The sequence below is a fragment of the Mesorhizobium sp. WSM4814 genome, from assembly GCF_055811595.1.
The window spans coordinates 51,771-69,254 of record NZ_JBVVQT010000012.1; the positions used below are offsets into that span (position 1 = coordinate 51,771).

Below are 17,484 nucleotides of genomic sequence, written 5' to 3' on the forward strand. Positions count from 1 at the left end.
CCGCTCAAGTTTCAACCATATCGATCGGACCGATTCCCGCCATCGCTTTCTTGAGACGCGGACGCGCCGCGTCGGAAGAGAGGAACGCGGGCTCGAGGCGCGGCGCCCGCAGCAAGCCGCGCGCGTTGAGTTCCTGGATCGCTCCGAAATGCGCGGCGGAGATCTTGCCGATCCAGAACGGCGTGAGGCTGCCGCCGTCCTTCAGATGATCGAGGATCTGCACCATGCCCCGCAGATAGATGGCGTCCTTTACAAGGCCCCCGCCTCGATAGACACGCAGAACGACGTTGAAGGCGCCGCGATCATCGAGACCGAAATCCCTGTGGAGGATGCGGAAGGTCTCCTCGAATGTTGCTCCGTCGAGCATCGCCTGACAGGCGATAACCCTGGCCGCGATCAGCCTCAACCGCGCTGCGGTCATGCCGCCGACCAGATATTCCGCCAGCACGGCCAGTCCCTCCTGCATGCCCTCATAGCCGGCGAGTCCGTTGCGGAAAATGGCGAGCCCCTGCGCATCGCCGTTGAAATAGGTCAGCAGATGGACACCGATCTCGTGACTGAGCAGCGCAGTCAGACGCTCCGGTGGAAGGTTGGTATCGCGTGAAACCAGCAGCCGGTTTCGAGAGACTAGGAGGCCGGCCGGCAGGTCGCCGCGGATCTCCACGGAGGCATCGAATTCGGGATAGGCTGCCCGGTAGCCGGCGATCATGTCTCGCGCGGCCGCGGCGACAGCGTCGGCGCCCAGGCCCTTCTGCCGGGTGGCCGACGCAACGCTAGGCGCCTTTTCGAGAATGGCGCGTGCTCGCGCCGCCAGGCTCGGCTCGACGCTACCATAGAGAGCTCGTCCGAGTTCGACGAAGCGAGGCGTTTCGCGCGCCGCGAGCATCGACAGCTGGAGATCGAGTTCCTGCTGCTTTTGCGAGAGCAGCGTGGTCAGCAGCGGATCTTCCAGATGATCGAGCGAGACCGAATAGAGCTTCCGTTTCTGGCCGGCGACCTCGAACTCGAGCGGCCTGTAGAGCAGTACGGGCACACGCTCGAAGGCGCCTGCCTGGAATTCCAGCCAGGCTGGTTCGGCATTGATCGGTGTGACGGCAAGCAGGAAATCGAATGTCGACGCGACGTTGTCGATCGCCCGATCAGCGCGCACCACTGCGTCGATGTAGGCGCGCCGCCCCAGCGAACGATGGGTTGCCGGCTGTTCCAGCCTTGATGCCTTCAGGAAGGCGCTGACGGCCTGAAGCGCGGAATCGACCATGTTGGCGACGACAAGGTCGTGGAGTTCGGGGTAGACGCGCTTGGTGCCAGGCACCCGGTAAATCGGTGCGAAACGTACCGTCAAGCACGCCGCATCGCCGAGATCATCCAGAAGCCGTGCTTCGGCGCGTGTCGTGGGGTTGAGTTCGTCGACGCGGGGCGTGCGGTATTTTGCTTCGCGTGCGGACGCAGCGGTGGCGAAGCGCTTCAGTGCCGCCTTCTCCGCCGCCGTGTCACCGCAGGCCAGCGCAATCTCGAAGGGCGGCAAAAACGGAACATCTTCGGTCAGGAACCGGTCTTCGGCCAACTCTCCGATGTCCAGCATGAGGAAGGCGCCGCAGTGATCGCGCAGCCTTCGCACCACCAGCCGCGCGGCCTCGCGGGCGAGTCCGATGTCGGCCGCGATCAGATAGGACGCGTTGGCGGAGACAGCATGGAATGCCGCATCCTGATGCGACCCAACATGGACACACAGAAAGGGCAGCGGCCGATCCATGTGCAAACGGTTGCCATTGCCGAAATCGCGGCGGATTGGTTTGCCGTCCCGCAAAAGCGCGTCCAGGTCCGATTCGATTTGCGCCAATGGAGGCGCGGGCTCAACGAGCTTGGGCTTCATCGCATGGCCCGCAGCGCCGACTCCAGGACGGGCACCGTAGACGCCAGCATGGCGCGCAGCCGCTCGATTGTTCCCCAGTCGGGTTCGCCACTCCATTCGTCCATGAAAATCTTCTTGAACTCGACGGCGATGGCACACCCGGTTTCCGGAAAATTGGCATGGACGAAACGGGTTTGTTCGCCCTTGCCCTGGAAGGACACATTCTCGCGCACATCGATCGGCTCGCCGTTGAGACGCTGGCCGCGAAGCGTCTCGATGAAAGCGTCGACGACCGGTGCCCAGCGCTCGCGGTCCATGGAAGACGTACCGATGTTGATGTCGGGCGCGACGTCACGGGACGTAGGCATAGCCTCCCGTCCGTCGCGCCGGTGATTATAACTATGGACGTCGATGAGAACGAACCTGCCATGGCGCTTCTCGATACCGGCAAGGACACGGTTCAGCTCACTGTAGAAGGCGTCGTGAAAGGAGAGAGACTCCGTAACGATGTCCTCGTCCGGCTGCTCTCGCCAGACTTTCAGGCCCCAGGACTGGTCCGGCGACCGGTAGACCGCAGCGTCTCGCGCACGGTTCAGATCCACTTGGAAGCGTGACCGATGAACGATGATCTGGGTAGGAAAATCGGCGATGAAACGCTCGGTGAACGGGTCCTCTTCTCGACGCCGGTCGGGATCGGAGAGACACATGAGCGATCGACAAGCCCTGCCAACGTCGGTGCCGCTGTGGATAGCTGTACCGACTATAGGCGACTCTCCGAGCTTGATCGTCCAGCCTGCCGGTGATCCACCCGGATCATTGTTGCCCGGATCATTGTTGGAAGTCATCGTGTTCACAGTCCATCGAATGCGTGGAGAGTGTGGACGGTTCCAGTTCATCGAACAAGCGATCGTTGGCTCGCCCTGGATCAGCAGGCTGAACCGTCCAAAAACGTCAGCCGAAGGTGGCCGACGGCTTCAGCCGAACGTCGCCAGAGGCTCAGTGCGGACCTCGACCCACTCGCAGCGCCGGCTATCGTGATAGAAGGACAGGAAGGGCGGCGGGAACGATGGGTCGGCGAAAGCCCCCACCGGAATGGCGATCAGACCGGGCTGGACATCGATCCGGTAATGGACAGTGGTGCCGCAATCCGGGCAGAAACTGTAGATGACACGGCCGCCTTCGTCGCCAACGCGCGTGAACTCCGCCGCTCGTCCCTGGATCGACACATCATTCTCCGCAAACCGCGCATTGAAGCTGAACGCGCTGCCGGTGCGCTGCTTGCAAGCCAGGCAATGGCAGACAGAGACGCGTACAGGCTCGCCCGAACAGGTGGCTGACAGCTGACCGCAGGAACATTGGGCGCGGCGCGTGACCATGGCTGGCCCCTTTCAGCGAACATCAATGGGTTTCGGCATGGGTCCTGAGCTCAGCCCTCTTCTCGTCGGAGACGACGGCAAGGTCGAGCACCTTCTGCAATTCGGCCGCGTGGCGGAACGACGGCTCGGCCTGGACGCGGTTGCGCACCGCATCGACGAAGCGCTGGTAGTTGGTCGGCACCGTTCCGGCATCGAGAACCTGCCATTTTGCGTTCTCGATGTCCTCGCCCATGCACGCTTTCAGTTCCGAGTTGGTCAGATTGTGCACGACCTCAATCCCACCCTTGTCGCCATAGATGCGCAGCCGCAATTCGTTGAGATGGCCGGTTGCCCAGCGGCTGGCATGGACGACGCCGAAGGCGCCGTTGCTGAAATCCAGCGCCATGGTGAAACTGTCATTGGCGTCGAGCTCGTACTCGCCGATCCGGTTGCCGGGCGCCTTGTCGAAGGACCTGAGGCGGCAGAACACATGGTCGATGTCGAGCGCCGCGCCATAGCTGGCGAAATCGAGTATGTGGATGCCGACATCGCCCAGCACGCCATTGGAGCCGTGGCCGCGCGACAGCCGCCATAGCCATTTCGGATCAGTGCGCCAGTCGCCCCAGAACTTGGAGACCAGCCAGCTCTGCAGATAGGATGCTTCGACATGCCTCACCTGGCCGATCTCGCCGGCAAGCACCATGGCGCGTGCCCGCTGCAGCGGGGCGACGTTGCGATAGGTCAGGTTGACCATGTTGATGATGCCGGCTTGCTCGGCGGCATCGGCCATTTCACTGGCCCGCTGGTAATTTTCGGCCAGCGGTTTTTCGCACAGCACCGGCTTGCCCGCCGCGATCAGCATCATGGTGGTCGGATGGTGGATGCGGTCTGGCGTCACGTTCGCCACCGCGTCGAACTTGTCCCATGCGAGCGCGTCTTCCAGCGACGCGAACCTGTTGGGGATTGCGTAGCTGTCCGAAAACTTTTCGACACGCGCGCGGTCGAGATCGACGGCGCCGACCAGTTCGACGCCTTCGATCCTGCTGAACTGCCTGGCGTGTTCCTCCGCCATCCAGCCGGTGCCGAGTATCAGGAGACGCATGATTCTTATCCTTAGGATGAGGCCTTATCTTCTTGTTTGATCATGGATTTTTCAGAACCGAAGCTTCGCGATAGCGGTCTAGCGAAACCCGGTTTCGCCCGCGGCATGGAGCTTTCCGCCGCGCTCGACGACCGGCTCAAGCGCCTTTTCCACCGGCACGTTCGGCGCATCGAGGATGGCTGGATTTGAGCCCTGCGGGTTGTGCGCCCACTTCACCGCATTGCGCAGCACCTTTTGGACATTCGCGTCGTGATAGGTCGGATAGGTCTCGTGGCCGGGCCTGAAATAGAAGATGTTGCCGGCGCCGCGGCGCCAGGTCAGCCCCGACCGGAACACTTCGCCGCCCTGGAACCAGGAGATGAACACCGTTTCCAGCGGTTCCGGCACGGCGAACTGCTCGCCATACATCTCCTCGTTCTCAAGCTCGAAATACTCGCCGATCCCCGCAGCGATCGGGTGGTTGGGGCTGGTTACCCAGAGCCGCTCGCGCTCGCCGGCCTCGCGCCATTTCAGCGTGCAGGGCGTGCCCATCAGCAGCTTGAAGATCTTCGAGAAATGGCCGGAATGAAGCACGATCAGCCCCATGCCTTGCCAGACGCGGCGCGCCACGCGCTCGACGACTTCGTCGGCGACGGCGCCATGGTCCTTGTGTCCCCACCACACGAGGACATCGGTTTGCGCCAGACGGTCGGCCGGCAGGCCATGCTCCGGTTGCTCAAGCGTCGCCCACGATACGGAAATTTCGGGGTCGAGCTTCAGCGCGTCGGCGATCGTTGCATGCATGCCCTCGGGGTAGATCCCCGCCACCACCTCATTGGTCCGCTCATGGATATTCTCGCCCCAAACGACAGCGCGTATCGTCATGACATTCCTCTTGCGGTTGAAGCCGCCGCCCCGGTCAGGTCAGTCATAGTATCCTCGGCCGGGAATGAAAACGGTTTCGAGGCTGGCTGCTGACAATTGGGGGGAATTCCGGAGATGTCGGCGGGATAGCGCCCCCATCTGTCCTGCCGGACATCTCCCCCACTTGGGGGGAGATTGGATGTCACGCCGGCTCGGGCTAGCCGCGCACGACGAGGCGTTTGATCTTGCCCTTCTTGAACGCGGCGAGGAAGCTGGCGTAGTCCTTGAAGACGACGCAGCCGCTCGATTCCCCGCGGCGGCCGCGCAGCAGGTAGGTGTGCGCAAGAAAGCCGTCGCGGCCAAATTTGTTCTTGCCGTCGATAGGAGTGAGACGCAGCGCCTCCACCCCATGGAAGCGCGATTCACGCAGCCTCAGATCGTAGGTGTGGGGCGGCGTCGGGCCGGCATTCTTCCGGTTGGCGTAGCGAGGCTGGTCGGCCATCGAGCCCAGTCCCGAATGCGCCTCGAGCCGCGAGCCGTCCGGCATATAGACGGTTTTCGCCGAAATGTCGTAGACGGCGACGCCGCTGCTGGGCTTGGTGAACAGGTTGCCGAAGACCCCGCCGCCGCCCGCCGGGCTGTCGGGTTTGGCATAGGCCAGCGTGTCTGCGGCCTTCGACCGCTTGGCCGGCTTGCCCTGGCTGCTTTGCATGCCCCGGCTGCCCTGCATGCCCGGGCTGCCCTGCATGTCCTCTTGCATGCTTGGTTTCGCCGCCGGTGACGAACTCCTCGGCGACAAGGCTGGCGCCCGGGGCATCTCGACCTGCGGCGCGGCGGCGGTCTCCATCCTGTTGACTTTGGATGGCTGAGACTGGGCTTTGGCGGCCTTCGATGCCTGGACCTTGGGCGCATTGGCCTTGGGTGCCCTAACCTCGGGTGCCCTAACCTCGGGTGCCTTGACCTCGGGCGCCTCGTCTGACTGATCGATTTCCGCCTGCGGACGCCAAGTCGGCAAGGGAACGCTGCCGGGCATTGCGTCCTGCGGCGGCAGCGACGCCATCTGCACCTCGCCCTCTCGCGTGGCAGCAGGATCGGCCGTCGTCGCCTGCGGCAGCACGTCGATCATCGCTTCCGGCAATGCATTCGCAAGCGCCAGCGCCAGCCGGGAGGATCGGTCGATTTCCGCAATCTCGGGCCCGAAGCGCACGGATGCGGGACCATGCTGATCGGTCAGGCGCACCGGCTCCGCAAAGCGCTGGTCCGTCGGCAGACTGACGACCGCAAACGGCGCGGCCCCGCCGGAGGCGCGGGCAAAGGCAGCAGCAATCTTTTGCGGCGACAGCGCCGCTTTCGCCACCACGCTGTCGAAGCGCGATTGCGGTGAGATTTCGGCGACAAGCTGCACAGCGTCCGGCCGCGCTGACGGCTTGAGACGCCCTACCTTGCCTTCATGCTCGAAGCTCGCGGCGGCCTGCGCGCAGCCGGCATTGCATCGGCCGAGCAGCGACGCCTCACGCTGCCGGCTTGCCACTGACGGCGCCCACGAATTGGCCCGTGAATTGGCAAGTGTGTGTCGGGGATCGGCGAGCGCCATTGAGCGCGGCGCGAGCAGGTTTTGCGGAAGACTGCTGGAGGCGGCGGTGAGCGAAGTTCCCACCGAATGGAGGCCGGCCACGGTCGCAGCCGACCACAGCGCGATCGCAGCGCCAACAACGGGAATCGCGACCCAGCGCAGTCCGGGCCTCATCGAGGGCAATCCACTATCAGAATTGTCACCCCGGTTATTCAAACGCATCAACGCCATACAACCAAACCTCAATCGGCCTTGCGGCATGCGGGCTCGCAGCCGTCACAATCACAGTCGCCTGGTGCCCCCCGGCACGCTTCACGTCTGTTGCCGATTGAATCAAAAGATGGACAAACTTGGTTAACCAATCCCTCTACCGATCGCCGATCAGGCGAAGGTCTATGTCAAAAAAGGCTCCCTCCAAAACTATGAAAATAGCGGAAATGCCCTCTGTATCAGGCTTTGCTGCCCGTTTTTGCCGGCCGAGTCAAGAAACCGAAAGGACTAGGCCGTGCCTGGGCGGGCCTCAGTTAAAGGCTGTTTCGAGTTCGAAAGCGTCGCATCACCCGTGATCGTCTGCGCGCAGGCTGCGTTGCCGGCGCTGCCTTACAGGTAAATTCGTTTGTGCTAATATACCTTAGTCATGCACATTTGTGCGCGACCAACAAAAGGGAGGATGCGATGGAAACCATGAATCGCAGGTCTGCAATAGCGCTCGGCGTCACTGCCGCCGCGGTAGCGCCTCTATTCGCTTTGGCGAGATCCGCAACGGCCAAGGAGTACGGCCCGAATGAAGGCAAGGAGATTGCGCCCGGCGTCAGACTGGTGGAGGTCGGCACTGGGACCTCCGACATTCCCGCTTACAAGAGCATCTCAATTGTCGACATTGTCTTTCAGCCCGGAGCAGTGGCTCCTGAAGAGGTCATGGACAACGACATGGTCTGCACGATCGCTGCCGGCGAATTCACGATCAAGAAAGCGGACAAGGAATTCAAACTTAGAGAAGGCGACATGTACACTTGCGCCAAGGGCAAGACCGACGGTTCCACCAACACAAGTGCCGTGGTCGGCGTACATCGCATTGCGATCTTGATACCTGCCTAGAACAATTCCAGGAAAAGTGTGCAACGGTTTTCCGCCCGGAATTGCGCAAAAAACAAATAGCTAGAGCGGTTCAGCGAACCGCTCTAGCGCATGACCCGAAAATGAGGCCCGCGTCCTCCGTCGGAGGCGCGGGCCTTGTCATGCCTGCGCAGCCTATGCGGCGCGCTGCGCTTCCATCGGCCGCAAATTCTGGTTCATGCGGAACAGGTTCAGCGGATCATATCGCTGCTTGATTTCCAACAACCGCCGATAGTTGCCGCCATAGGCTGCTTCGACCCTGTCGACCTCGTCCCCGGGCATGAAGTTCACATAGGCCGTGCCGGCGGCATAGGGCTTGGCTGCTTCATAGAGACCCCGCGCCCAGTCGATGCAGGCCTGGTCCATTTCGGGTTCGCGCCAGCGGGCGTGGACATTCATGACGTAATGCGCGCTGCGTTGCGGAAACGCCGTTGCATCCGCTGTCACCCGGCCCGCCGCACCGCCGACATGGCCGATGAAAATCTCGCATTCGGGGCCGGGAAGCCTGGGTATCGCCGCCGTGACGACCTCCACCGCGCTGTCGGAAAGCTCGGTGAAGTCATGGCTCTTCCAATAGTTGCGGGCGCCAGGCGTCAGCAACGGATCGAATGCCTGCTGCCAGCCGGTGAACGGGTTGGGACCGACCACGTCTGCAATCGGTGTGCCGATGGCGCGAAGCCTCTGTGTCGCCTTCTCACCCTCCTGAAGGTCGCCGCAATAGCACATGGCCAGGACCAGCACCTCCTTGCCATGCCATTCGGCCGGCAGGAACGGCAGCGGCGGCGCCTGCCGCATGACCGCCCAGCAGGTCAGCTCATTGGGCGCTGCTTCGAGCGCCGCTCGGTATTCCCGCAACACGTTTTCGGCATCGGCGAAGGGATGAACGACAAGCCCCGACAGCACCTGCGGACCGACTTGGTGGAGCTTGAACTCGAAAGCCGTGACGATGCCGAAATTGCCGCCGCCACCGCGCAGCGCCCAGAACAGGTCCGGATTTTCGGTCTGGCTGGCGCGCAGCAGCTTGCCGTCGGCGGTAACCACATCGGCGCAGAGAAGATTGTCGATGGTCAGGCCGAATTTCCGCGTGATCCAACCGAAGCCGCCGCCCAGCGTCAGGCCCGAAATGCCGGTGGTCGAGTTGATGCCGGTCGGCACCGCCAGTCTGAAGGCCTGTGTCTCCGCGTCGACATCGGCGAGCGTCGCGCCAGGTTCCACCCATGCCCGCCGCGTCGCCGGATCGACCCGCACCGACTTCATCGGCGACAGATCGATCATCAGGCCGCCGTCGCAGACGGCGCTGCCGGCGATGTTGTGGCCGCCGCCGCGAACCGCGACAAGCAGCCTGTTTTCCCTGGCAAAATTGACGGCGGCGATAACGTCGGCGGCACCGGCGCAGCGCACGATCAGCCCGGGCCGCCGATCGATCATGGCGTTCCAGATGCTGCGTGCCTCGTCATAAGCGGCGTCGCCTTCCCTCAGCACGGTGCCGCGCAATTGTGCCGAAAGCGCCTCCAGGGCCGCGGCATCGACCGTCGTCTTGCCGCGATCAAGCGTGGTGAGGCTCATGCTATCCATGGCTTTCCTCCCGTTTGTTTTTGAGCCGTTTTCCCTCCACCCGTTTCCAAGTCTGCCTCTATATTAGAAGTCGCGCAAGTTCCTGATCGCTCGCTGGCCGGCATTGCGCAACCCGCACAACGGTCAGCTCTCATTGAGGTAAAAAGCCGCCGGCAGGCCGAACCGAGATGAGTGCTGGATCGCTGCAGACGATCTCGTCGGTTCGATCGGAGGAACTACGCAGCGGTCCGCGGAGTTAGGCATATGAGCAACCAGTGCAGAGGAGAGCTCTGATGGCACCGCGCAGAAAACCCGACGATCCATCCGAAGGCCCGACCATCGAACAGCAGGATTGGGACGCGATCAAAGGCAGTAAGATTCTGCCAGACAGCGTGCCGGGAAACGGCGACATCCGTTACGACCTCGAGAAGGAGGCTGAACTGCCCGAGGAAGACGACGACAATCCGTACCAGGAGAGCGACGAGGCGCTGCCGGACGACGAAGAGGAACGCGCCCTCTCGCGCAACCCCTCGAAGCAGGACATCGACGAGCCGTGAGCGGGGCTGATCTGGAGCGACCGTAGCGTCACGAAGGTGCAGAACCTTTGATGGCGGCGGGACAGCGCCCAGGACAGCCCCCTCTGTTCTGCCGGACATCTCCCCCACAAGGGGGGAGATTGGCCAAGGCGCTCGTTCGCTGCTTCGCCAGCATTGCTGCTGGATTGCCATCGGCTCCACTCTATTAATCACGATTTCTGTCCGATGGAACAACTCCAAAAAACGCTCGTTGGATAATCATCGCAACCAGCGATGCAACTCTAATGGAGACCGACCGTGATGAAAAAAATTCTCTCCGCAGCCGCACTCAGCATCGCCCTCGCCACTTCGGCGGTGGCGCAATCAGACGGTACTGGATCCGGCACCAACAATCCGGGAGCGGCCACCGGGACAGACACTGGCACCATGGCTCCCGGCACCGATAATGCAACTCCTGCCGATCCGAACGTAACCGGTTCAACCACCGACGGCGCCGACGGCATGGGCGATCGGTGCAAGGAAACCGCAGGCGCCGATGCGAATACAAACTCCGCCAGTGGCACTGCAACTTCGGACATGGAGAACTGCCCCAAGTGAGCTAGCGCTGTTGAGGTCGCTACTTCCCGTGGGAGCGCACGAATGCGCCGCGCCACCAGTCAGACAAAGCCGGGAACCGGCTTTGTCTTGCCGCTCAGTTGCGCACCCAACGTTAGCGCTTGCGGGAAATTCCGGATAATTGCCGCCATCAAGGTGGCGCTGCTTGGACTAACGGCAATCCCGGCAAGTGCGGCGGCGGCGTAGACCCGAGTTGAAAACAGACTTTTCCAGGCCGCCTCGTAGCGTCTGCCGGCCGTCTCGCGCCCTGCGCGGCCGCGTGGCGCGCATGAGAGTTCGCAAGCCAGCAGCCAGCCGGACTGAAGCGCCATCGAGATGCCCTCGGCGATGACAGGATGAGACTCTCCGGCTGCATTGCCGACGCGAAAGATGTCGCGTTCGTAGCAGGAGCGAACTCCTGGCCGGATCGGACCTGCGGCAAGCCAAGGCCCGTCGGCGTCAGCTGACTCTAGCGCATCCCTCACGCCCCGACATGATTCCATCAGATGACGGGAGACCGCCTGGGCGGCCGACAAATGTCTCTGGTGTCTGGGGTGTTTGCGCAACTGTGCGAGCATATCGCGCCGAATGCAGCAGGAGATCGACAGCCGGCCATGATCCGCCGAAACCATGCCGCCATAACCGCCAGGAAACACCAGCAGGGGCATCAAATCAGGCGCCAGGGACGACCCGGTGAAATGCGCCTTGAAGCCGAACATGTCCGAAGGGCGGTTGGTCTTTCCGAGCTGGCTGGGCAGCGGTCCTGGCTCCCAGGAGCCGTGTGCGGCGACAATCACCGGCGCGCGCAGCATCGTCGTTTCGTTTCCGGCTTGAATTCGCACCAATTGCGCCTCGCCATCTGGGTCGATGGCGACGGCGCGGCAAGGCTGAAAGGTTTCGACGCCCGCCGATCGCGCCGCCTGCAAAAGCAGACAGTCGAAAACATCCCGGCCAAGCGCCCGGCCGAAACCATCTTTTTTCTCGCGGGACCTATCTTTTGCAGGAGGCCCATCTTTTGCGGGAGGCCCATCTTTTGCGGGAGGCCCATCTTTTGCGGGAGGCCCATCTTTTGCGGGAGGCCCATCTTTTGCAGGAGGCATTGCCGCCTCGGCGCAGGTCTCGCCGGAAAACAAGCCGACGCGGCGGATTTCGGGGCCGGCATTGGCACGCCACGCTTCGCCGATCTCCAGCTGGTCCAGAAGCGCAAGATTGCTTGCCGATATATATTCGCCGCAGACCTTGCGGCGCGGGAACACGCTCTTTTCCACGATAGCCACGGCCCATCCGCGCCGGGCCAGCGTCAGCGCGACGGACGTGCCCGCCGGGCCGGCGCCTATGACGATCGCGTCATGGGTCGACAATCGAGTCATAGGTCATGACCGGCGCTGGTGCCGACGAAAATGTGGGAAAAAAGGCCGGCGCGCCGTTCCTCGACCGGTTTGCCGTTTGCCGCGAGCCAGAGACCGGAAAGCTCGTTGCCGCGAAAGCCGGCACGCACGCTTTGAGCCGCGTCGTTTCGTGTGACGTCATTGGCGCCGATCGCCGGGAGAAGGCGGGTCGCGGCCAATGCCAGTCTGGTCCGCAACGGCTCTGTCGCCAACAGCAGCGGGGCCTTGGGCGCCATCAGCGAAAACAGACGCACGATCTTGCCATCGTCGAAGTGATGCAGAAACAGATTGACGGTGATCGCGTCGAACCGCGTACCCTCGTTCTTTCTCGCCCAGTCGAAGACATCGGCGGTGACGCCTTCGACCGTCCATCCCAGCCTGGCGAAATCGCCACGCAATTGCGCGGTGATGAGGTCGACGCGGTCGAGCATTACCAGTTCGACCCCAGGCCAATGCCCGGCCATGCGCCGCGCCAACGCCAGCATGAAGGAGCCATCGCCAGCGCCGATCTCCAGAATCCGGCGCGGCGGCCCTGGCACAAATTTCTGCAGCAGCGACGCCATGATCCTGGCCTGAAACATCAGCGCGTTGATGCGACGGAGGTCGCGCCGCGCAGCAAGCGCTCGCGGATCGTCGCCCGCAAGCCCGTCGAGGATTTCCGGCGCAAGCTGGCGGTGCTCCAGGCTGCTCATGACGCCGTTCGGAAAAGCATGGTTTCGGCCGCCAGCCCGGGTCCGAACGACATGCCGCAGCCGAGCATTCCTGGTGGCGCCTTCAACATCTCTTTCATCACGAACATGACGGTCGCCGACGACATGTTTCCACATCGGCGCAACACCTCGCGCGATGGCTCCAGCGCGGTGGGCGCGAGTTCCAGGGCCCGTTCGACGGCGTCGAGCACCGAACGTCCCCCCGGGTGCACGGCCCAGAGGTCGATCGCCTCGGTCGGCCGACCACCGAGGATGGCGTCGCGATTGCTCCGCAACGCGTCATGGATTGCTGCCGGGACCTGGCCGGAAAGAACCATTTCGAAACCGTGGTCACTAATGCTCCAGCTCATCAGATCCCGCCGCTCGTCCGCCACGATGCCGTAGAAGCTTTCGAGCTCGATGCCGTGCGGTTCGGCGGTGACGAGCGCAGCCGCACAGCCATCGCCCCAGAGGCAGAACGACAGCAGCTTTTCCAGTTCGCTGGTTTCCCGCAGATGCATCGTGCAGAGTTCGATATTGACCAGCAGGACCCTGGCCTGCGGATCGGAGCGGACGATGTGGCGGGCAAGCTTGAGGCCGTTGATCGCCGCGTAGCAGCCCATGAAACCGATCATCGTGCGTTCGACCCAGCCCGGCAGGCCGCATCGCGCAACCAGCTCCAGGTCGATGCCCGGCGCTGAAAAACCGGTGCAGGTGGTGACGATGAGATGGGTGATGCGGGAAGCGCCGCCACCAAGCTCCAATCCGTCGACGGCTTTTTGCGCCAGAACAGGTGCGGCATGACAGAACATCGCCATTCTCTCGGCCGTTCCAGGAAAGGCACCCCGGATGAACCTCCCGGCCAGATCTGCTGATGGTCCTTCGGGGTCGACGGCAGGTGCAAAGCATGAATAGCGGTGCTCGATGCCGGCAACGTCAACCATGCGTTCGAAAATTCTTCGCCCATCGGCCGCAAGCATGGAGGCGGCGAAACGCAGATAGAATTGATGAACCTCGTGCTCCGGCACTGCTGTCGCGATCCGGTTAATATACGCTTTGGCCGGCATATTCGGTCTCCACGTCGCGCACGGTATTTTCCAAAACCACCGCCGGAGGTTGTTTGGTCATCGGCACCAGGTGTCGGGCAGCAGGCATTGAGTGTTGTTGATGAACGTTTCTGAGAACTGATTTCATCCCGAGGTTCAGCCTGTGTGTTGCCAGGCGACGCTGCGGTTCGCCGGCCACTAGGAACATAGGCTCCATCACCGAGGCGTCCACCGAAGTGCCCGCGCTTCGGGCCGAGGCGCCGTTGCGTCCGACCCTCTCCGGGCACTGTCTTTTTGCCGATCGATGGAACATTAGCGAATACTAACGATTGTAGGATGACAGCGAGTATCTCCCGGATATTGGCTGCTTGATCGGGCCCCCGGTCGGCCCGCGCTCCTCCAGAGGCGCGGGCCTCCAGTCCAAAGAGTAATTGGCGGCTTAAGGCTCAGTTTTGGAACGAGAATGCCGTGAGGGCGTTCGCCATAATTATCGCGAGCTGCCACAAGGCTCGCGGCAAAGAGAAGGAGAGCTGTCATGAACAATATCATCTGGCTGGTCGGGGCCGTCGTTATCGTAATTGCGATACTCAGCTTCCTTGGGCTTCGTTAGGTTCGCCTATAGCGACGCCTACGCCGAGCAAGTCGTAATTTGGGTCGTCTCTGGAAGCCTGAGGTTTGCAGGCGCAGCAGCTATTGGCGCTAACGAAACGACCCCGCTCTTTCACCGGCGAAGTTCCCTGCCCGATCCATACTCTCCCAGACCCAGCGCTCACGGCGATGAGCGGCGGCAGCCGGCTTGGCAAGCGGCCGGCTTCAGTTGCTGCAGGACCAGATTGCGACTGGCCGGGTGCGGCGCCGATTGACGTTGCTGTGCCTTTTCTTCATTCTCCTGTTGCTGCCTGCTCCGAGATTCAGCAATGAAGCGCAGTCTCGCTTTCGGTGTGATTGTGATCGCCGTCGTCGGCGTGCTGGGCGGCGCCGCACTTTTGATTGCCGGCCAGTCCAGAGTTTCGCAAGACGCAATCCAGTCGTCGGTTACCCGCACTCCTGAATTGATCGAAAGCGCCTGGAAGCTGCCCGTGGCTGCCACCTTCAATGCCGACGTCACATGGCAATCAAACGGATCAAGGTGCGGCCCGGCAAGTGTCGCAAACACCTTCCGCTCCATCGGCGAGGAGGAGACAACCGAAGCCGAAGTCCTCGCGGGAACCGGAAAATGCTGGACCGGTTTTTGCGTCATCGGGCTCACGCTGGACGAGCTTGCCGAGGTCGCTCGAACGAACACCAAGCGGAAGGTCTCCGTGCTTCGGGATCTGAGCGCCGATGCATTTCGCGAGCACATGAAGCGCGCCAACGATCCCGGCCGCCGTTACATCGTCAACTTTACCCGTGAGAAGATTTTCGGCGCCGGCGCTGGCCATTTTTCCCCGGTCGGAGGATATCTGGAGGCCGAGGACGTGGTTTTCGTCCTCGATGTAAACGAGGACTACAAGCCCTGGCTGGTCGAGCGAGAGCGCCTGTTCTCAGCCATGGACACAATCGATAGCGACGGCGACAAGAAACGCGGCCTGCTGCTGATCGAGTATCATGGTCGCAAGCAGTGTCGATTGCCTCGCCTTCAATCGACCAGCACGGCAACCACGGCGGTGCAGTCGCCCGCCTTGACCAGTCCGGGGAAATGGCGGGCAGCCAGTAGACCCGACATCCTTGCCCTGATCTCCTGAGGTGCGGCACCGGTGCGGCCAATGGAGTGGATGCGCGCCAGGACCTGGCCCTCCTCGACAGGCTCGCCGAGATCGATCATCGTTTCGATCATCCCGTCGTCCTCGGCAAACGAGAAGCAATCGCCCGACGGCATGTCGAGCCAGCGGGTCGGCTGCATCTCGACCGCACCGGCGACGATGCCGGCATGGCGCAGCACATTGAGCACGCCGCGACGGGCGATCCGCACCGTTTCCGCGCGCGAAGTCCCACCACCGCCAAGTTCAGTGGTGATGAACAGCTTGCCCATCTCTTCGGCGGCAGTGTCGAACATGCCGACCGCATCAATCTCCAGCATCTTCATCGACCACGGCGCCGAGAACGCTTCAACGGCGGCGAACCCCTTCGCCTCCAGCACCTTATCGGGCCGGATATGGGCGGCGCAGAACGGCACGAAGTCGAGCGTCTTGCCGCCGGAGTGGAAGTCGAGCGCGATGTCTGCGCGGGGGAGCAACTCTCGTTGAAAATAGTCCGCGATCTTCTCGGTCACCGTGCCGTCGGGCCGGCCGGGAAAGCTGCGGTTCAGATTGCCCTTGTCGATCGGCGAGGTGCGGGTGCCGGCGCGGAACGCCGGATAGTTCATTGCCGGCACGTTGATCACCGTGCCGCTGACTTGCTTGGGATCGAGCGTGCGGGCGAGATCGTAGAGGGCCAGCGGCCCCTCATATTCGTCGCCATGATTGCCGCCGGTGAGCAATGCGCTTGGCCCGCTGCCGTTGCGGATCACGCAGATCGGGATCATCACCGATCCCCAGGCGGAATCGTCACGGCTGTACGGCAGGCGCAGGAAGCCGTGCTGCACGCCGTCGCGATCGAAATCGACGGTCGGCGTGATTGGCGATGGGCGAAGGCTGGACATCGGGCTCAATTCTTCACGACCAGTTTGCGCGGCACATTGGCCAGGCACTCGACCCCGGTCTCGGTGATCAGGATGGATTCGGTGATCTCGAGCCCCATCGTCTCCAGCCACAGGCCGGTCATGAAATGGAACGTCATGCCGGGCTTCAGCTCGGTGCGGTCGCCGGGGCGCAGGCTCATCGTGCGCTCGCCCCAGTCCGGCGGATAGGAAAGCCCGATCGGATAGCCGGTGCGGTTGTCCTTGACGATGCCGTATCTCTTCAGCACCGCGAAGAAGGCGTTGGCGATGTCCTCGCATGTATTGCCGGGCTTTGCCGCGGCCAGCCCCGCCTCCATTCCCTCCAGTGTCGCCTTTTCGGCATCGAGGAATTCCTGCGTCGGTTTACCGAGGAACACAGTCCGCGAAAGCGGACAATGGTAGCGGTTGTAGCAGCCGGCGATCTCGAAGAAGGTGCCCTCGCCCGACTTCATCGGCCGGTCGTCCCAGGTCAGATGCGGCGCCGACGCATCGGCGCCAGACGGCAGCAGCGGCACGATCGCCGGGTAGTCGCCGCCAATCTTTCCCTCTGGCCCGTCGACGCCGCGCGTGCCGGCATCATAGATCTCGGCGACCAGATCGCATTTGCGCATGCCGACTTCGATCTTGTCGACGATGCGCTGGTGCATCGCTTCGACGATGCGGGCGGCCTTGCGCATGTAATCGATCTCGGTCGGGCTCTTCACCGCGCGCTGCCAGTTGACGAGTGCCGTAGCGTCGACGAAGCGGGCATTGGGCAGGTGTTTCTGCAGCGAAGCGAAGGCAGCGGCCGAGAACCAGTAATTGTCCATCTCGACACCGATGCTGAGCTTGCCCCAGCCACGATCGGCTAGCACCTGCGACAGAAAATCCATCGGGTGGCGTTCGGTCGACTGCACATAATGGTCGGCATAGCCGACGATGTTGTCGTGCGCGAGATAGGCGGTGCGCTTGGCGCCGTTGGCGTCCTGGCCGCGCCCGTACCACACCGGTTCGCCCGACGGCGGCACGATGACGGCCTGGTGCACATAGAACGACCAGCCATCATAGCCGGTCAGCCAGGCCATATTGGACGGATCGCTGACAACAAGCAGATCGACGCCCTTGGCTGCCATGGCCTTGCGAGTCTTGGCGAGGCGATCCGCATATTCGCCGCGCGAGAATTTCAAATTGGGCTGCATTGTTCTGGTCCTCGTTTGTT

General features: G+C 62.6%; 15 protein-coding genes and 1 pseudogene. 4 read left to right on the forward strand and 12 right to left on the reverse strand.

Going from position 1 to position 17,484, the window contains the following annotated elements; all coding sequences use genetic code 11:
• Nucleotides 1-4: 4 nt before the first annotated feature.
• The 6 genes from AC0L2V_RS18810 to AC0L2V_RS18835 all read right to left on the reverse strand — a co-directional run bounded on the left by AC0L2V_RS18810 (nt 5) and on the right by AC0L2V_RS18835 (nt 6,899).
• Nucleotides 5-1,873, reverse strand: a complete 1,869-nt coding sequence (locus AC0L2V_RS18810; protein ID WP_473520871.1) for a flavohemoglobin expression-modulating QEGLA motif protein — start codon at nt 1,871-1,873, stop codon at nt 5-7.
• On the reverse strand, nt 1,870-2,697 hold the full coding sequence (locus tag AC0L2V_RS18815; RefSeq protein WP_436798455.1) for an N-formylglutamate amidohydrolase: 828 nt from the start codon (nt 2,695-2,697) through the stop codon (nt 1,870-1,872). Before AC0L2V_RS18815 ends, AC0L2V_RS18810 begins: the two co-directional genes overlap by 4 nt.
• 129 nt (nt 2,698-2,826) lie before the next feature.
• Nucleotides 2,827-3,228, reverse strand: a complete 402-nt coding sequence (locus AC0L2V_RS18820; RefSeq protein ID WP_473520872.1) for a GFA family protein — start codon at nt 3,226-3,228, stop codon at nt 2,827-2,829.
• A 22-nt stretch (nt 3,229-3,250) separates the two neighbouring features.
• A complete protein-coding gene (locus tag AC0L2V_RS18825; protein ID WP_473520873.1) occupies nt 3,251-4,309 on the reverse strand; it encodes a Gfo/Idh/MocA family protein in 1,059 nt (352 codons plus the stop codon).
• A gap of 78 nt (nt 4,310-4,387) precedes the next feature.
• Nucleotides 4,388-5,173 (reverse strand): ThuA domain-containing protein, encoded by a 786-nt coding sequence (locus tag AC0L2V_RS18830; protein WP_473520874.1) that lies wholly within the window; start codon nt 5,171-5,173, stop codon nt 4,388-4,390.
• A 196-nt stretch (nt 5,174-5,369) separates the two neighbouring features.
• Nucleotides 5,370-6,899, reverse strand: a complete 1,530-nt coding sequence (locus tag AC0L2V_RS18835; RefSeq protein WP_473520875.1) for a DUF2778 domain-containing protein — start codon at nt 6,897-6,899, stop codon at nt 5,370-5,372.
• Between the two features lie 501 nt (nt 6,900-7,400).
• Between AC0L2V_RS18835 and AC0L2V_RS18840 the strand changes: the two genes are divergently transcribed.
• A complete protein-coding gene (locus tag AC0L2V_RS18840) occupies nt 7,401-7,823 on the forward strand; it encodes a cupin domain-containing protein (RefSeq protein ID WP_287054532.1) in 423 nt (140 codons plus the stop codon).
• A gap of 153 nt (nt 7,824-7,976) precedes the next feature.
• Here AC0L2V_RS18840 and AC0L2V_RS18845 read toward each other — a convergent pair whose 3' ends face one another.
• Nucleotides 7,977-9,416 carry an FAD-binding oxidoreductase gene (locus AC0L2V_RS18845; protein ID WP_473520876.1) on the reverse strand — a complete coding sequence of 480 codons (1,440 nt, stop codon included), beginning with the start codon at nt 9,414-9,416 and terminating at the stop codon, nt 7,977-7,979.
• Between the two features lie 272 nt (nt 9,417-9,688).
• Here AC0L2V_RS18845 and AC0L2V_RS18850 point away from each other — a divergent pair, with 272 nt between their 5' ends.
• Both AC0L2V_RS18850 and AC0L2V_RS18855 read left to right on the forward strand, forming a co-directional pair.
• Nucleotides 9,689-9,952 carry a hypothetical protein gene (locus AC0L2V_RS18850; RefSeq protein WP_236377249.1) on the forward strand — a complete coding sequence of 88 codons (264 nt, stop codon included), beginning with the start codon at nt 9,689-9,691 and terminating at the stop codon, nt 9,950-9,952.
• Nucleotides 9,953-10,231: 279 nt separating this feature from the next.
• Nucleotides 10,232-10,528, forward strand: coding sequence for a hypothetical protein (locus tag AC0L2V_RS18855; RefSeq protein ID WP_473520877.1), 297 nt, complete (start codon nt 10,232-10,234; stop codon nt 10,526-10,528).
• A 59-nt stretch (nt 10,529-10,587) separates the two neighbouring features.
• Here AC0L2V_RS18855 and AC0L2V_RS18860 read toward each other — a convergent pair whose 3' ends face one another.
• Genes AC0L2V_RS18860 through AC0L2V_RS18870 form a run of 3 tightly spaced genes read right to left on the reverse strand, consistent with a single transcriptional unit; the run spans nt 10,588 to nt 13,669 of the window.
• A complete protein-coding gene (locus AC0L2V_RS18860) occupies nt 10,588-11,895 on the reverse strand; it encodes an NAD(P)/FAD-dependent oxidoreductase (protein WP_473520878.1) in 1,308 nt (435 codons plus the stop codon).
• The gene (locus AC0L2V_RS18865; protein ID WP_473520879.1) at nt 11,892-12,605 is read right to left on the reverse strand and encodes a methyltransferase domain-containing protein; all 714 of its coding nucleotides are present in this window, start codon (nt 12,603-12,605) and stop codon (nt 11,892-11,894) included. The genes AC0L2V_RS18860 and AC0L2V_RS18865 overlap by 4 nt, the downstream gene beginning before the upstream one ends.
• Nucleotides 12,602-13,669 (reverse strand): type III polyketide synthase, encoded by a 1,068-nt coding sequence (locus AC0L2V_RS18870; RefSeq protein ID WP_473520880.1) that lies wholly within the window; start codon nt 13,667-13,669, stop codon nt 12,602-12,604. Before AC0L2V_RS18870 ends, AC0L2V_RS18865 begins: the two co-directional genes overlap by 4 nt.
• A gap of 896 nt (nt 13,670-14,565) precedes the next feature.
• On the opposite strand from AC0L2V_RS18870, the pseudogene AC0L2V_RS18875 reads away from it, so the two are divergent.
• Nucleotides 14,566-15,231, forward strand: a pseudogene (locus tag AC0L2V_RS18875) (phytochelatin synthase family protein); the annotation flags it as partial.
• A gap of 35 nt (nt 15,232-15,266) precedes the next feature.
• Here the strand turns inward: AC0L2V_RS18875 and doeB are convergent.
• Together doeB and doeA are read right to left on the reverse strand one after the other, a co-directional pair.
• Nucleotides 15,267-16,268, reverse strand: coding sequence for a N(2)-acetyl-L-2,4-diaminobutanoate deacetylase DoeB (doeB, locus tag AC0L2V_RS18880; protein WP_473520881.1), 1,002 nt, complete (start codon nt 16,266-16,268; stop codon nt 15,267-15,269).
• A gap of 5 nt (nt 16,269-16,273) precedes the next feature.
• The gene (doeA, locus tag AC0L2V_RS18885; protein WP_473490700.1) at nt 16,274-17,464 is read right to left on the reverse strand and encodes an ectoine hydrolase DoeA; all 1,191 of its coding nucleotides are present in this window, start codon (nt 17,462-17,464) and stop codon (nt 16,274-16,276) included.
• Nucleotides 17,465-17,484 lie beyond the last annotated feature (20 nt).

Bases quoted from the DNA above. Each gene is read 5' to 3' on its own strand.
- AC0L2V_RS18810 (WP_473520871.1), bottom strand. From the start codon at position 1,873: ATGAAGCCCAAGCTCGTTGAGCCCGCGCCTCCATTGGCGCAAATCGAA.
- AC0L2V_RS18815 (WP_436798455.1), bottom strand. From the start codon at position 2,697: ATGACTTCCAACAATGATCCGGGCAACAATGATCCGGGTGGATCACCG.
- AC0L2V_RS18820 (WP_473520872.1), bottom strand. From the start codon at position 3,228: ATGGTCACGCGCCGCGCCCAATGTTCCTGCGGTCAGCTGTCAGCCACC.
- AC0L2V_RS18825 (WP_473520873.1), bottom strand. From the start codon at position 4,309: ATGCGTCTCCTGATACTCGGCACCGGCTGGATGGCGGAGGAACACGCC.
- AC0L2V_RS18830 (WP_473520874.1), bottom strand. From the start codon at position 5,173: ATGACGATACGCGCTGTCGTTTGGGGCGAGAATATCCATGAGCGGACC.
- AC0L2V_RS18835 (WP_473520875.1), bottom strand. From the start codon at position 6,899: ATGAGGCCCGGACTGCGCTGGGTCGCGATTCCCGTTGTTGGCGCTGCG.
- AC0L2V_RS18840 (WP_287054532.1), top strand. From the start codon at position 7,401: ATGGAAACCATGAATCGCAGGTCTGCAATAGCGCTCGGCGTCACTGCC.
- AC0L2V_RS18845 (WP_473520876.1), bottom strand. From the start codon at position 9,416: ATGGATAGCATGAGCCTCACCACGCTTGATCGCGGCAAGACGACGGTC.
- AC0L2V_RS18850 (WP_236377249.1), top strand. From the start codon at position 9,689: ATGGCACCGCGCAGAAAACCCGACGATCCATCCGAAGGCCCGACCATC.
- AC0L2V_RS18855 (WP_473520877.1), top strand. From the start codon at position 10,232: ATGAAAAAAATTCTCTCCGCAGCCGCACTCAGCATCGCCCTCGCCACT.
- AC0L2V_RS18860 (WP_473520878.1), bottom strand. From the start codon at position 11,895: ATGACTCGATTGTCGACCCATGACGCGATCGTCATAGGCGCCGGCCCG.
- AC0L2V_RS18865 (WP_473520879.1), bottom strand. From the start codon at position 12,605: ATGAGCAGCCTGGAGCACCGCCAGCTTGCGCCGGAAATCCTCGACGGG.
- AC0L2V_RS18870 (WP_473520880.1), bottom strand. From the start codon at position 13,669: ATGCCGGCCAAAGCGTATATTAACCGGATCGCGACAGCAGTGCCGGAG.
- doeB (WP_473520881.1), bottom strand. From the start codon at position 16,268: ATGTCCAGCCTTCGCCCATCGCCAATCACGCCGACCGTCGATTTCGAT.
- doeA (WP_473490700.1), bottom strand. From the start codon at position 17,464: ATGCAGCCCAATTTGAAATTCTCGCGCGGCGAATATGCGGATCGCCTC.